The sequence below is a fragment of the Nocardia kruczakiae NBRC 101016 genome (genome assembly GCF_001612965.1).
Lineage (GTDB): Bacteria > Actinomycetota > Actinomycetes > Mycobacteriales > Mycobacteriaceae > Nocardia > Nocardia kruczakiae.
In genome coordinates, this window is the sequence record NZ_BDBL01000007.1 from 1 (window position 1) to 14,520 (window position 14,520).

At 68.6% G+C, this 14,520-nt stretch carries 12 protein-coding genes; all 12 read left to right on the top strand.

Features of this window, described 5'->3' with window-relative positions; genetic code table 11:
• Positions 1–204 precede the first annotated feature (204 nt).
• The 12 genes from murG (at position 205) to NK1_RS07165 (ending at position 14,504) form a co-directional block, all read left to right on the top strand.
• Positions 205–1,380: an undecaprenyldiphospho-muramoylpentapeptide beta-N-acetylglucosaminyltransferase gene (gene murG / locus NK1_RS07110; RefSeq protein WP_063007780.1), complete on the top strand. Its 1,176-nt coding sequence runs from the start codon at positions 205–207 to the stop codon at positions 1,378–1,380.
• Between the two features lie 98 nt (positions 1,381–1,478).
• Complete coding sequence (gene murC, locus NK1_RS07115) at positions 1,479–2,924, top strand: UDP-N-acetylmuramate--L-alanine ligase (RefSeq protein WP_063007897.1); 1,446 nt, start codon at positions 1,479–1,481, stop codon at positions 2,922–2,924.
• Positions 2,925–2,970: 46 nt separating this feature from the next.
• The gene (locus tag NK1_RS07120; protein ID WP_084460679.1) at positions 2,971–3,756 is read left to right on the top strand and encodes a cell division protein FtsQ/DivIB; all 786 of its coding nucleotides are present in this window, start codon (positions 2,971–2,973) and stop codon (positions 3,754–3,756) included.
• 424 nt (positions 3,757–4,180) lie between these two features.
• Positions 4,181–5,401, top strand: a complete 1,221-nt coding sequence (gene ftsZ, locus NK1_RS07125; RefSeq protein ID WP_062999062.1) for a cell division protein FtsZ — start codon at positions 4,181–4,183, stop codon at positions 5,399–5,401.
• Positions 5,402–5,784: 383 nt separating this feature from the next.
• Entirely contained in the window at positions 5,785–6,510 is a 726-nt protein-coding gene (pgeF, locus tag NK1_RS07130) for a peptidoglycan editing factor PgeF (RefSeq protein WP_036500366.1), read from the top strand.
• Entirely contained in the window at positions 6,507–7,277 is a 771-nt protein-coding gene (locus NK1_RS07135; RefSeq protein WP_084460660.1) for a YggS family pyridoxal phosphate-dependent enzyme, read from the top strand. Before pgeF ends, NK1_RS07135 begins: the two co-directional genes overlap by 4 nt.
• A gap of 187 nt (positions 7,278–7,464) precedes the next feature.
• The gene (locus tag NK1_RS07140) at positions 7,465–8,268 is read left to right on the top strand and encodes a cell division protein SepF (protein ID WP_036500371.1); all 804 of its coding nucleotides are present in this window, start codon (positions 7,465–7,467) and stop codon (positions 8,266–8,268) included.
• Between the two features lie 122 nt (positions 8,269–8,390).
• A complete protein-coding gene (locus NK1_RS07145; RefSeq protein ID WP_025348651.1) occupies positions 8,391–8,693 on the top strand; it encodes a YggT family protein in 303 nt (100 codons plus the stop codon).
• Between the two features lie 75 nt (positions 8,694–8,768).
• Complete coding sequence (gene wag31, locus NK1_RS07150) at positions 8,769–9,602, top strand: DivIVA-like cell division protein Wag31 (RefSeq protein ID WP_039777427.1); 834 nt, start codon at positions 8,769–8,771, stop codon at positions 9,600–9,602.
• A gap of 134 nt (positions 9,603–9,736) precedes the next feature.
• Positions 9,737–9,937, top strand: a complete 201-nt coding sequence (locus NK1_RS07155) for a hypothetical protein (RefSeq protein ID WP_036500385.1) — start codon at positions 9,737–9,739, stop codon at positions 9,935–9,937.
• Positions 9,938–10,246: 309 nt separating this feature from the next.
• Positions 10,247–13,474: an isoleucine--tRNA ligase gene (ileS, locus tag NK1_RS07160; RefSeq protein WP_063007781.1), complete on the top strand. Its 3,228-nt coding sequence runs from the start codon at positions 10,247–10,249 to the stop codon at positions 13,472–13,474.
• Positions 13,475–13,928: 454 nt separating this feature from the next.
• A complete protein-coding gene (locus tag NK1_RS07165) occupies positions 13,929–14,504 on the top strand; it encodes a C40 family peptidase (protein WP_084460680.1) in 576 nt (191 codons plus the stop codon).
• The last annotated feature ends 16 nt before the right edge of the window (positions 14,505–14,520 follow it).

Consider the following 14,520-nt stretch of genomic DNA (forward strand, 5'->3'; position numbering starts at 1 on the left):
CGGCGCGGGCGCGTCCCGCGGGGCCGCTGCGACGCGGGGTGGGAGTGCGGCGATCCCGCGGCGGTCGATAGATTCGGATTCGGCACGACGACGCAGCGCCGACGCCGGACGGCGGGAGGCACGCGGAGCGTCGTCGTGGCGCACCACCCGGGCCTGGGAGCCCAGCTATCCGATGACACATGCGAGAGAACGAGGTAATTCGAGGTGACAACCGGCGAGAGCGGCGGCACGACGGGTTCCGGGCAACGGACGCTCTCGGTGATCGTCGCCGGCGGGGGCACGGCCGGGCATATCGAACCCGCGATGGCGGTCGCGGACGCGCTGCGCCGGCTGGATCCCTCGATCCGGATCACCGCACTGGGCACCCAGCGCGGGCTGGAGACGACGCTGATTCCCGAACGCGGCTATCCGCTGGAGCTGATTCCGCCGGTCCCGCTGCCGCGTAAACCCACCGCCGATCTGCTGCGCCTGCCCGGCCGGGTCCGCGCCGCGGTGGCGCGGACACGCGCGGTGATCGACGCGGTCGAGGCCGATGTGATCATCGGTTTCGGCGGCTACGTCTCGGTGCCCGCCTACCTCGCGGCCGGCGGGGGAGTGCTGCGGCGCGCGCGCCGGGTGCCGCTGGTGGTGCACGAGGCCAATGTGAAGGCGGGGATCGCGAACAAGGTCGGCGCCCGGCGTGCGGCGCGAGTGCTCGCCGCCGTGCCGAATTCGGGTGTGCACGCTCGCGGGCGCGCCGATGCCGAGGTAGTCGGGATTCCGGTGCGCGCCTCGATCGCCACCCTGGACCGGGCCGGACTGCGGGAGCGGGCGCGGGAGCACTTCGGTCTGCCGCAGCAGGGTCCGGTTCTGCTGGTCTTCGGCGGCTCCCAGGGCGCGCGCCGGTTGAACGAGGCGGTGTCCGGCGCGGCCGCGCAACTGCTGGCGGCGGGTATCTCGGTGCTGCACGCGCACGGACCCAAGAACACGCTCGATCTGGACGGCATCGACACAGAATCCGGCCGCGACGGCGCGAAATACGTTGCGGTGCCGTATCTGTCGCGGATGGATCTGGCCTATGCCGCCGCCGATGCCACGGTGTGCCGCTCGGGCGCGATGACCGTGGCCGAGGTTTCGGCGGTCGGTCTGCCGGCGTTCTACGTGCCGCTGCCGCACGGCAACGGCGAACAGGAGTTCAACGCCCGCCCGATCGTCGCGCAGGGCGGTGGCAGAATCGTCGCCGATGCGGAGATGACGCCGAAGTATGTGATGGACGAGGTGATCGCGCTGCTCACCGACCCCGCCGCGCTGACGAACATGTCGGTCGCCGCCGCCGGTGCCGGACATCGCGACGCCGCGGACACGGTGGCGCGAATCGTGCTGGAGGTGACCGGACGGTGACCGGAGGAAACGAGACGGCCGAAGTGGGAGCCGCGGACCCGGTGAACCACACCGGGCAGGCCCCCGCCGAACTGCCGGAGTTGTTGCGACGGGTCCACATGGTCGGCATCGGTGGTGCCGGCATGTCGGGCATCGCGCGGATTCTGCTCGCTCGCGGCGGCGAGGTGTCGGGCTCGGACGCCAAGGAGAGCCGCGGCGTGCTGGCGTTGCGGGCGCGCGGGGCCCAGGTCCGCATCGGCCACGACGCGAGTGCGCTGGATCTGCTGGAGGGCGGCCCGAGCGCGGTCGTGACCACCTACGCCGCCATCCCGAAGACGAATCCCGAACTGGTCGAGGCGAATCGGCGCGGCGTGCCGGTGCTGATGCGGCCCACGGTCCTCGCCGAACTGATGCGCGGTCACCACACCCTGCTGGTGTCGGGCACCCACGGCAAGACCTCCACCACCTCGATGCTGGTCGTGGCGTTACAGCACTGCGGCTTCGATCCCTCGTTCGCCGTCGGCGGTGAGCTGAACGAGGCCGGGACGAACGCGCATCACGGCACCGGCGGTTATTTCGTGGCCGAGGCCGACGAGTCGGACGGCTCACTGCTGCAATACGATCCGGACGTCGCGGTGGTCACCAACATCGAGTCCGATCATCTGGATTTCTTCGGCTCCGATGAGGCCTACGTCCAGGTGTTCGACGACTTCGTGGCGCGGCTGGTCTCCGGCGGACTGCTCGTGGTCTGCCTGGACGATCCCGGCTCGCTGGCGCTGGCTCGCCGGGTCGCCGACCGAGTCGCGGCCGGGGAACTCGACATCCGGGTGGCCGGTTACGGCTCGACGGAGACGGCCGACGCGCCGGTGCCGATGCAGGCGCGGCTGGTGAGCTGGGAACCGCGCGACGTGGGCGGTGTCGCCACGGTGCAACTGGGCGACGAACCCGCCCCGCGCACGCTGCGCCTGTCGGTGCCCGGCCGCCATATGGCCCTCAACGCCCTCGCCGCGCTGCTCGCCGCCCGCGATGCCGGGGCCGATGTGGACGAAATCCTGCAGGGCCTGGAGGGATTCGGTGGCGTGCACCGCCGCTTCCAGTTCGTGGGCCGCGAGAACGGGGTGCGCGTCTTCGACGACTACGCCCACCACCCGACCGAGGTGCGTGCGGTACTGGGGGCGGCGGCCGAACTGGTCCGCCAGGAGGCGGCCGACGGCGCTCGCTTCCGGCAGGGCCGGGTGATCGTGGTGTTCCAGCCGCATTTGTACAGCCGCACGGCGACCTTCGCCGAGGAGTTCGGCGCGGCGCTGTCGCTGGCCGACGAGGTCGTGGTCCTCGACGTTTACGGCGCGCGCGAGAAGCCGCTGCCTGGGGTCAACGGCGCGCTGGTGGCGCAGGCGGTCACCAAACCCGTGCACTACCAACCTGATATGTCGCGGGTGGGCCGGCAGGCCGCGAGCCTGGCCCGCGCGGGCGATGTGGTGATCACCATGGGCGCCGGCGACGTGACGATGCTCGGCGGGCAGATTCTGGACGGACTGCGGGTGCGCCCGTCGACGGGTCGGTGAGCACGGCGCCCCCGTCCGGCGGTGCCGGCCGGAGAGGGAGGTGGAGATGACACGCCGCGGGACGATCGAGGACATCGATCCGGACGCCGAGGCCGAATCCGCTGCGGACGGCGACGACGGCGACGATCGCATCCACCGGGGCGGGGCCCGCGCGCGGCTGCCCTTCGACGGCGGGTGGCGGCGGATTCTGTTGTGGGGCGCGCCGATCGTGGTCGTGGCGATCGTGCTGCTGGTGGTCGCCTACTTCACCCCCGCGCTGTCGGTGCGCACCGTGCAGGTCGAGGGCGTGTCGACGGTGCCCGAACAGGATGTGCGCGCGGTGCTGCAGATCCCCGACGGCCGCTCGATGCTGCGCATCGATACCGACGCGATCGCGCGCCGGGTGGCGTCGCTGCCGAAGGTGCGGTCGGCACGGGTGCAGCGGGTGTTTCCGTCCACGGTGCGGGTCACGGTGGACGAGCGCTCCGCCGTCGTGTTCTTCGACAGTCCGCAGGGGCCGCATCTGCTCGACGCCGACAGCGTCGAATTCGCGATCGAACCGCCGCCGCCCGGCGTCGCGAAACTGGTCACCGACCATCCCGGTAGCGCCGACCCGGTGACCCGGGCCGCGGTCGCGGTCCTCGACGCCGCGCCGCCGGCGCTTCGCGCCCAGGTGGGAGAGGTTGTGGCGCGGACGGTTTCGGATATCGAACTGAAGCTGCGCGACGACCGTACGGTGGTCTGGGGCGGTCCGGACGACTCGGAACGCAAAGCCGCGGTGGTCCTTCCGGTGCTGACGCGCCCGGGAACGGTATTCGACGTTTCGAGTCCCGATCTGGTAACGGTAAGATAGTGACACTCGTTGTGCCGTTGTGGTTTTCGACCGGCGGCCGGGAGTCGATGGCCGTGCGTGATGGCCGTGGCACCTGGGCCCGTCCGGGTGCCGCGGTCGCGGGCGGGGCCGGTGAATCCGCGGTCCCGCGGAGATCGAGACTCGATCTCGATGTCTGTGGCGGCCGTTCGCGGTACCATGCCCGACGGGCTCGGACGAGACGGATCACACAAGATTCTGACCCTCGTGTCGGCGCGCCTGCGCACGGATCGCGACGGGTGCGAATAGCGTTCCGCACCAGTCGGATACTTGACATAACGCCAACCCTATGGTTCAGCTTTAGGGTTTGTTCGAGCGAAAACCCGGGCGGACCGGGGACCTCGAATCGGCGCTCTGCCGAGACTCCGAAAACGACAGGCTTTGGATCGAAGGAAGGCGAGAGCCCATGACGCCCCCGCACAACTACCTTGCAGTGATCAAGGTCGTCGGTATCGGCGGCGGCGGCGTGAACGCCGTCAACCGAATGATCGAACAGGGACTCAAGGGAGTCGAGTTCATCGCCGTCAACACCGACGCCCAGGCACTGCTGATGAGTGATGCGGACGTCAAGCTCGACGTCGGCCGCGAACTCACCCGCGGTCTGGGCGCCGGCGCGGATCCCGAGGTGGGCCGCAAGGCCGCCGAGGACCACAAGGACGAGATCGAAGAGGTGCTCAAGGGCGCCGACATGGTCTTCGTGACGGCCGGTGAGGGCGGCGGCACCGGTACTGGTGGTGCGCCCGTGGTCGCCTCGATCGCCCGTAAGCTGGGCGCCCTGACCATAGGTGTGGTGACGCGGCCGTTCTCGTTCGAGGGCAAGCGCCGCAGCAACCAGGCCGAAGCCGGTATCCAGGCGCTGCGCGAATCCTGCGACACCCTCATCGTCATCCCGAACGACCGGCTGCTGCAGCTCGGCGATGCGGCGGTGAGCCTGATGGACGCCTTCCGCTCCGCCGACGAGGTGCTGCTCAACGGTGTTCAGGGCATCACCGACCTGATCACCACCCCGGGTCTGATCAACGTCGACTTCGCCGACGTCAAGAGCGTCATGTCCGGCGCCGGTTCGGCGTTGATGGGCATCGGCTCCTCGCGCGGCGAGGGACGATCCGTGAAAGCCGCGGAGGCGGCGATCAATTCGCCGCTGCTGGAGGCGTCGATGGACGGTGCGCACGGTGTGCTGCTGTCGATCGCCGGTGGATCGGATCTCGGTCTGTTCGAGATCAACGAGGCCGCCTCGCTGGTGCAGGAGGCCGCGCACATCGAGGCCAACATCATCTTCGGCACGGTGATCGACGATTCGCTCGGCGACGAGGTCCGGGTCACGGTGATCGCCGCCGGCTTCGACGGTGGCACCCCGGCCCGGCGCATCGAACCGGCGGGCAGAACGAATATCGGTGCCGGCCGGGCCGGTGACATCGGCCAGTCCACCACTCGCCGTGATTTCGGCAGCACCCGTCAGTCCGAGCCCGAGCGCCCGGCCGATCCGACGCCGGCCCGCGGCCCGGCCCCGTCCTACGAACCGCGCCCGGCCACCGAGCCGACCATCGCGCACAACAGCCGCTCGCACATTCAGATGCCGGACGAGGACACCGACGACGTCGACGTCCCCGATTTCATGCGCCGGTAAGCACGCCGATCTCGCTGCCCCCTCCGACGTTTCGGAGGGGGCAGCGACGTGTGCGGTGGGGGCGATCGAAACCCTGTGTGCCACCGGAATTCCGGTGGACCTGTGCCGGGCGGCTCGTGTGATGTCGATCTCCGGGGCGTCGCCGCCGGTCTCCGGCGCAGCGGCGTGTGAGAACGAACACCGCGAGCGGAGGCGCCGGGCCCGGCAGTGGCGAACACGGCACCGTGGGTGGCGGCAATCTCGGGTGCATGAACACGCACGCCGTGGGTACTTCGCGGGGCATGCTCGCGCTGTGCCCCGTTCCGCCACCCCGCCACCTACGTTCCGGATCACTCGGCGGCACGCTCGACTCCGGACCGGCACAGCCTATTAATCTCGGAGATATGACACAGGCTTCGGTTCGGACGCGACGGGTGACGACCACGCGGGCCGGTGGGTTCTCGGCGGCGCCCTACGACTCGTTCAACCTGGGCGACCACGTCGGCGACGATCCGGAAGCGGTGCGGCGCAACAGGATACGTCTCGCCGAAGGCATCGGCCTGCCGCCCGGCCGCCTGGTCTGGATGGAACAGGTGCACAGCCGCAACGTCGAGATCGTCGACGGTCCGCGCGCCGAACCGGTGCCGGTGACCGACGCGCTCGTCACCACCGTGCCGAATCTCGCGCTGGTGGTGCTCACCGCCGATTGCGTCCCCCTGCTGATGTCCGACGACGAGGCCGGGGTCATCGCGGCGGTGCACGCCGGCCGCGTCGGCGCCCGCATCGGAATCGTGCCGAAGGTCCTCGAGGCGATGATCTCGGTCGGCGCCCAGCCGCATCGCATCGGCGCCTTCCTCGGTCCGGCCGCCGGTGGCGAGGATTACGAGGTGCCCGCCGCCATGCGCGACGACGTCGAGGCCCATCTGCCCGGCAGCGCCACCACGACCCGGCGCGGTACGCCCGGGCTGGATCTGCGAGCCGGAATCCGCCGTCAACTGGAAGCGGCCGGGGTCGGCGCGGTCGCGGTCGATCCGCGCTCCACCATCTCCGACGCCACCCTGTTCAGCCACCGCCGCGGCGCGCCCACCGGCCGCATCGCCGGAGTGATCTGGATGGAGGAGAACCGGTGAACCACCCCGAATCCGGACTCGGCACAACCGAATCCGCGCCGGGCCCGCCGCAGTCCCGCGAGGCCGGACTCGCCGCCGCGCTCACCCGCCTGGAAGACCGCATCGACGCCGCGTGCCGCGCCGCCGGGCGCGATCGTGCCACCGTCCGGTTGCTGCCGGTGACCAAATACTTCCCGGCCTCCGACGTGGAGATCCTGTATCGGCTCGGGCGCCGGGAATTCGGTGAATCGCGGGAACAGGAGGCCTCCGCCAAGGTGGCCTCATTAGGACATCTGGCGCAGATGCGCTGGCACATGATCGGCCGATTGCAGCGCAACAAGGCGAAATCGGTTGTGCGCTGGGCCGATACGGTGCACTCGGTGGATTCGGAGCGTCTGGTGAGGGCCCTTGACACCGCCACGGCGGCCGCACGCGAGGAGGGAGCGCGCGCGGATCCGCTGCGCGTGCTACTGCAGGTGAGCCTGGATCGCGATCCGGCGCGCGGTGGCGTCGTCCCGGACGATCTCCCGATGCTGGCCGATCAGGTCGCGAAATCCGAGAATCTGCAGCTCGCGGGCCTGATGGCGATTCCGCCGCTGGGCGCGGAGCCGGATGCGGCGTTCGCCGAACTGGCCGGTCTGCATCGCACGCTGCTGGCCGCGCATCCGGGTGCGAGCGAATTGTCGGCGGGCATGTCGGGCGACCTCGAGGTCGCCATTCGACACGGGTCTACCTGCGTGCGTGTCGGTACTGCTCTCATGGGCGACCGACCGATAACCTCGCAGTAGCAAAGAAACCTCATCAGTCACATTCGAAACATATGCTTGGGGCTGACGAGGACTGAGCAGGACTTCAACACCCCAGGTCAGTCGGGGCCGTAGGAAGGTCGACCAGGATGAGCGAGCGTAGCGAGCGAGACATCAGCGCAGCCACGAGCATGCTCGTGCTGGAGCCCAGCGTTAGTGAGGTGGGAGCATGAGTACGCTGCACAGGTTCAAGGCCTACTTCGGCATGGTCCCGCTCGAGGAATACGAGGACGACTACGTCGACGACCGTGGCCCTCGGGGTATCGACGACCGCGGCCCGCTGGGTGCGGACGACCGCGGCGTGCGCCGCTCGCGTTTCGACGACGATCCGTACGACGCCGGGCGCTCGCGTTTCGGCGACGACCGCTTCGCCGACGATCCGGGCTACCCGGAGCCGGCGTACAAGGCGCCCTATCAGCCCGGCTACACGGTGCCGCGCCGCTCGGAGTTCGCCGACGAGTCCTACTCCGACGACCGCTACGAGCCCCTGCGCCGCCCGACCCGGATCGAATCCGCACCGTCGGGCCGCTCGCGCGGACTCGGCGGCGGCACTCCGATGGTGCGTGGCACCACGCACGGTGCGCTGGCGGTCGATCCCGAGGCCGAACGCCGGATGGAAGAGCGGCGGATGGAGGAGCGCGCCCGGTTCGAGCCGGCTCCGCGCCGCACCCCCGTCTTCGAGGACGGAGGTCCGTTGTCCAAGATCACGACACTGCGTCCGCGCACCTATGCCGAGGCCGCGATCATCGGCGAGCGTTTCCGTGACGGTACGCCCGTGATCATGGACCTGGTCGAGATGAGCAACGCCGACGCGCGCCGCCTGGTCGATTTCGCCGCCGGACTGGCGTTCGCGCTGCGTGGTTCGTTCGACAAGGTGGCCACCAAGGTGTTCCTGCTCTCACCGTCGGATGTCGATGTATCGGCCGAGGAGCGCCGGCGCATCGCCGAAAACGGCTTCTACAACCAGAAATAACCCCGAACCGGGTGCCGCGCGCGGCGGCGGCCCCGGTCGGGTGAGCCGCGACGGGGGGAAACGACGCCGAATGCACGGCGCGGGGAGTTTGCAGGACACCGAATCTGAGGCAAAGTGGACAGGTGGCCTTGTTTCAGGTGCTGTATGTACTCCTGTTCCTCTTCTGGCTGTTGCTGATCAGCCGAGTGATCGTCGAGTTCATCCGCAGCTTTGCGCGCGACTGGCATCCGCGGGGGTTCGTCGCCGTCGTTCTGGAGGCGATCTTCACGATCACCGATCCGCCGGTGAAACTGTTGAGGCGCCTGATACCTCCCGTGAACTTGGGAGGAATTCGACTGGATCTGTCGATTATGGTCCTGCTTTTCATCGTGTTCATTCTGATGTCCATCGTCAGCAGGCTCGGGCAGCCGATAGCTCCGGTGTGACAGAATGGGCCGAGAAGAAGAGCTTGCTAGAAGATCTACGCTAGATCTCCGTACGAAGCGCGAAGGGATCCTTCCATGCCGCTGACTCCAGCCGATGTGCACAACGTCGCGTTCAGCAAACCGCCGATCGGGAAGCGCGGCTACAACGAGGATGAAGTCGACGCCTTCCTCGACTTGGTCGAACAGGAGCTCTCGCGCCTCATCGAGGAGAATGCGGACCTGCGCCAGCGGGTTGCTGAGCTGGATGCCGAATTGGCGGATGCCAAGAAGTCGCGTCCCGCGCCGCAGGCGGTGAAACCCGCTCCGCCGCAACCGGAACCGCCGAAGCCCGCGCCCGTGGCGCCGCCGGTGCCGGTGCCGGCCCCCGCGCCGGTGGCGCCCAAGGACAACTCCGCCGCGGATGCGAACCTGCAGGCCGCGAAGGTGCTGAGCCTGGCGCAGGAGATGGCCGACCGGCTCACCACCGACGCCAAGGCCGAGGCCGAACAGCTGCTGTCCAACGCCCGGGCGAATTCCGAGCGAATGGTCAGCGAAGCGCAGACCCGCTCGGACGCGATGGTCGGCGAGGCGCGGCAGAAGGCCGACTCGCTGCTCTCGGACGCCCAGACCCGTTCCGACAGCCAGCTTCGCCAGGCCAAGGAGAAGGCCGACGCCCTGCAGGCCGACGCCGAGCGCAAGCACACCGAGATCATGGCCACCATCACCCAGCAGCGCAGCGTGCTGGAGAGCCGCATCGAGCAGCTGAAGACCTTCGAGCGCGAGTACCGGGTGCGGCTGAAGTCCTACCTGGAATCGCAGCTCGAGGAGCTGGAGAACCGCGGTTCGGCCGTGCCGGTCGACGGTGGCGAGGCCTTCGAGGCGGTATCGAACAGCCATGGTCCGGCGTCGTTCGCCAAGGGTGGCAAGTAGCTCGTCCCGGGTGCCCGCCACCCCGCCGATACGATGGGGTCAGGCGTCGCATACCGCTGTGTGGTCGTAGTTCTGCCGAGCCGCCCGGCCCCTCCGGGGCGATGCGGCCCGCCCTGCCCGCCTAGGGGGTGACCATGCTCGTTCTGACGCTCGTCCTTGCCGCGATCGGCTTCGCCCTGCTGGTGACGGCGTTGACCACCGGATCGGTGATCTGGGCGTGGGGTTGCATCGTCGTCTGCGTGATCGGTGCAGTCCTGCTGCTGGTCAGCGCGCTGGCCATGCGTGAACCCGAGGAAGGCCCGCAATCACGTCCCGGCCGCCACGCCAAACGCTGAGCGGGCGGTGAGCAGGGCGGCAACAGGGCACGGAAATAACGTTGCCCGCACTGGCTACAATCAAACCTGTAGATCGGCAGTGATCCGGCCATCACCGGGGAGCCTTCGGAAGAACGGCGCCGCAGGCGCCCAGTAGAACCGAACGGGTGAGCCCGTCACAGCTCGCAACGAGAGGTCCGCACCGCCGGAACATCCGGCCCCGGACAAGCGGGGTGGTACCGCGGCAGCGGCGCACAGGCGCCGAGGTCGTCCCCGTGCCCACCGACTGCGCCGAATGCGCGCACTGGCACGAGGGAGACCACAGCCGCCATGGCGGACGAGACATCCACCCGCAACGCCTATCCCCGCGTCGACTTCACCGATGCGGATGCCGGCTCGCGGCAGGGCACGAGCGTGTCGTTCCCGGAGCTCGAGCGCCGGGTGCTGGACTACTGGGCCGCCGACGACACCTTCCGTGCCAGCATCGACAACCGTGCCGAGGGGTGCGACGAGTTCGTCTTCTACGACGGCCCGCCGTTCGCCAACGGTTTGCCACATTACGGACATCTGCTCACCGGATATGTGAAGGATTTGGTTCCGCGGTTCCAGACGATGCGCGGTAAGCGCGTGGAACGGCGCTTCGGTTGGGACACACACGGATTGCCCGCGGAAATCGAAGCGGAGAAGCAACTCGGTATCACGGACAAATCACAGATCGACGCGATGGGCCTCGCGGAATTCAATGCCGCGTGTAAATCCTCTGTGCTTCGTTACACCAATGAGTGGCGCGACTATGTGACACGCCAAGCACGGTGGGTCGACTTCGACAACGACTACAAGACCCTCGATCTCGACTTCATGGAGTCGGTGATGTGGGCGTTCAAGTCGCTGCACGACAAAGGGCTTGTCTACCAAGGCTTCCGGGTGCTGCCCTACAGCTGGTACGAGCAGACGCCGCTGTCGAATCAGGAGGCGCGCCTCGACGACGCCTATCGGATGCGCCAGGATCCGGCGGTCACCGTCGACATGCTGCTCGAGGTCGCCCCCGATCATCCGCTGCGCGAACTCGACGGCGCCAACGCGTTGATCTGGACCACCACGCCGTGGACGCTGCCGTCGAACCTGGCGATCGCGGTTCACCCGGACATCACCTATGCCCACGTGCGCGGCAAGGACGGCAAGCGGTACGTGCTGGCCGCCGAGCGGGTCTCGCACTATGCCCGCGAACTCGGCACCGCCGACGACGGACTCGAGGTGCTCTCGGAGCATGCGGGCGCGGCGCTCGCGGGGCTGCGCTATCGGCCGCCGTTCGACTTCTTCCTCGGCCACCCGAACGCGCATCGGGTGCTGAACGCCGACTACGTGACCACCGACTCCGGAACCGGCGTGGTGCATCTGGCGCCCGCGTTCGGTGAGGAGGACATGGATGTCGCCTCCGCCAACGGCATCGAGGTAGTGCAACCGCTCGACGCCGGCGGCAAGTTCACCTCGATGGTGCCGCCGTACGAGGGCCTGATGGTCTTCGACGCCAATCCGGTCATCATCAAGGACCTCAAGGCCGCCGGAAAGCTGTTGCGGCACGAGACGATCGAGCACTCCTACCCGCACAGCTGGCGTTCCGGTCAGCCGCTGATCTACATGGCGGTGCCCTCGTGGTTCGTGGCGGTCACGAAGTTCCGCGACCGCATGGTGGAGCTGAACCAGCAGATCACCTGGGTGCCCGAGCACATCCGCGACGGCCAGTTCGGCAAGTGGCTGGAGAACGCGCGCGACTGGAACATCAGCCGCAACCGGTACTGGGGTGCGCCGATCCCGGTGTGGATCTCCGACGATCCGGCCTACCCGCGCGTCGACGTGTACGGCTCGCTGGACGAGCTGGAACGCGACTTCGGCGTGCGCCCGGCGGATCTGCACCGCCCGGGCATCGACGAGCTGGTGCGCCCGAATCCCGACGACCCCACCGGGAAGTCGACGATGCGGCGTACCCCCGAGGTGCTCGACTGCTGGTTCGAGTCGGGGTCGATGCCGTACGCGCAGGTGCACTACCCGTTCGAGAACAAGGAATGGTTCGACGGCGGAGCCGTCACATCGAACACTGCGGGTACGTCCGTTGCTCGAGCGCACAGTCCCGGCGATTTCATCGTCGAGTACAACGGGCAGACGCGGGGGTGGTTCTACAACCTGCACGTCCTCTCGACCGCACTGTTCGACCGGCCGGCGTTCAAATCCGTGGTGGCGCACGGCATCGTGCTCGGCGACGACGGATTGAAGATGTCGAAGTCCAAGGGCAACTACCCCGACGTCAACGAGGTGTTCGACCGCGACGGCTCCGATGCCATGCGCTGGTTCCTCATGGCGTCGCCGGTGCTGCGCGGCGGCAACCTGATCGTCACCGAACGCGGGATCCGCGAAGGGGTGAGCCACGCGCTGCGGCCGCTGTGGAACGCGTGGACGTTCCTGCAGCTCTACGCCTCGAAACCCGGTGTGTGGCGGACGGATTCGGCCAATGTGCTGGATCGCTACATCCTCGCCAAACTGGCCGCGGCCCGCGATGTGATGACCGAGGCGCTCGAGGTCTACGACATCGCCACCGCCTGCGACGAACTGCGTTCGTTCGCCGACGCGCTCACCAATTGGTATGTGCGCCGGTCGCGTTCGCGGTTCTGGGAGGAGGACCGCGACGCGATCGACACCCTGCACACCGTGCTGGAGGTCACCTGCCGGCTGGCCGCCCCGCTGCTGCCGCTGATCACCGAGGTGATCTGGCGCGGGCTGACGGGGGAGCGGTCGGTGCATCTGACCGACTGGCCGGGCGAGACCGAACTGCCCCGTGATCCGGAGCTGGTGTCGGCGATGGACGAGGTGCGGTCGGTGTGCTCGACGGTGCTGAGCCTGCGCAAGGCGCAGAATCTGCGGGTGCGGCTGCCGCTGTCCGAGGTCACCATCGCCGCGCCCGATGCGGAGCGGCTGCGTCCGTTCGCCGATCTCGTCGCCGACGAGGTCAACGTCAAGAAGGTGGACCTGACCACCGAAGTGGCCGCGCACGGCCGGTTCGAATTGGTCGTCAACGCCCGCGCCGCCGGTCCGCGGCTGGGCAAGGACGTCCAGGGCGTGATCAAGGCGGTGAAGGCCGGCCAGTGGCGCGAGGACGACGGCGTGGTCACGGCGCTGGTGGCCGGCCACGACGACGGCATCGCACTGCTGCCCGAGGAGTACACCCAGCGTCTGGTGGCGGCCGAACCCGAGTCCACCGCAGCCCTGCCCGGCAATGCCGGCCTGGTGGTGCTGAATTCGGAGGTCACCGAGGAACTCGAGGCCGAGGGCTGGGCCCGCGACCTGATCCGCGATCTGCAGGAGACCCGCAAGTCGCTGGGCCTCGACGTCTCCGACCGCATCACCGTGGTGCTGGAGGTGCCGCAGGAGCGCGCGGAGTGGGCACGCACGCACCGCGACCTCATCGCCGGGGAAATCCTCGCCACCGAGCTCAGCTTCGCGCCCGCGGGCGCCGAGGCGGCCGATGTGGTCGGCGGTGTGCGCGCCGCGATCACCAAGGCCTGAGCACGCGAATCCCGAAACGAGCCCGGTCCGCTCGGTCGGACCGGGCTCGTTCGGCATTGTCCGATCCTTGTCCGGTCGGGCGCGCGTATACCCAGGTAGACGGGGGTTACACGCCGCCCTCGGGTGTGGCGGCAGGCGCGAGCGCGGCGTGTGGCACGGCGATTCCCGGCATGACCTGGGGTGTGTCCCGTGGGGCCGGAACGGATCACGGTTGCGGATTGGTACTTGTGGTGTGCGTGTGACTTGCGCTAAAACAGCTATGTCACAGCAACCGTCACTCTTTAGTTGAGCTTAGGTGTTTTTCCCGGATCGACCCCCGTTGAAACTGCACTACCAGGTAGTTGACCGGCTGAGATGCCCGTGGGGAAGCGGCCATCCCAAGTCCATGCTGTGTGCTGTGTAATCGCCGGTCGGTATGCCGTGGTGGATGCATGTCATACCGAAGGGCGAGCACATGGCACCGTCATCCGTGCGCGGATCCTCGCGCCGCAGATACACCCGCTATCTTCTGGCCGCGATCGCCGCGGCCGTCTCCGTATCGATATGGGCCGGTCCGGCCACCGCCGCACCGGCCGACACCGGCAGTTCCTCCGGATCCCTCGACTCGGGCAGCAGCTCCGGATCGGGTAGCGGATCGGCCTCCGGCAGCGCCAGCGGTTCGGCGGCGCTACCGCTGCCCAGCCCGCGGGCGTCGATCGCCCTCAGTGTTGCCGGCTCACAGGCGGGCAAGCCCTATGAATGGGGCGGGACCGGGCCCAACGCCTACGACTGCTCCGGACTCGTGCAGTGGGCGTTCCGGCAGGTCGGCATCATGCTGCCGCGCACCACCTGGGAACAGGCCACCGCGGGCAGCGCCGTGCCGTTCGGCGCCATGATGCCCGGCGATGTGGTCGTCGTGAATACCGACGGCTCGCACGAGGGCATCTACGCCGGCGGCGGCATGCTGCTCAACGCCTACGGACCGGGCGTGCCGATCGGATTGACACCGCTGAGCGAATTCGACATCTACGCGATCCGGCGCTTCTTCTGAGCCGACTGCCCGGGCT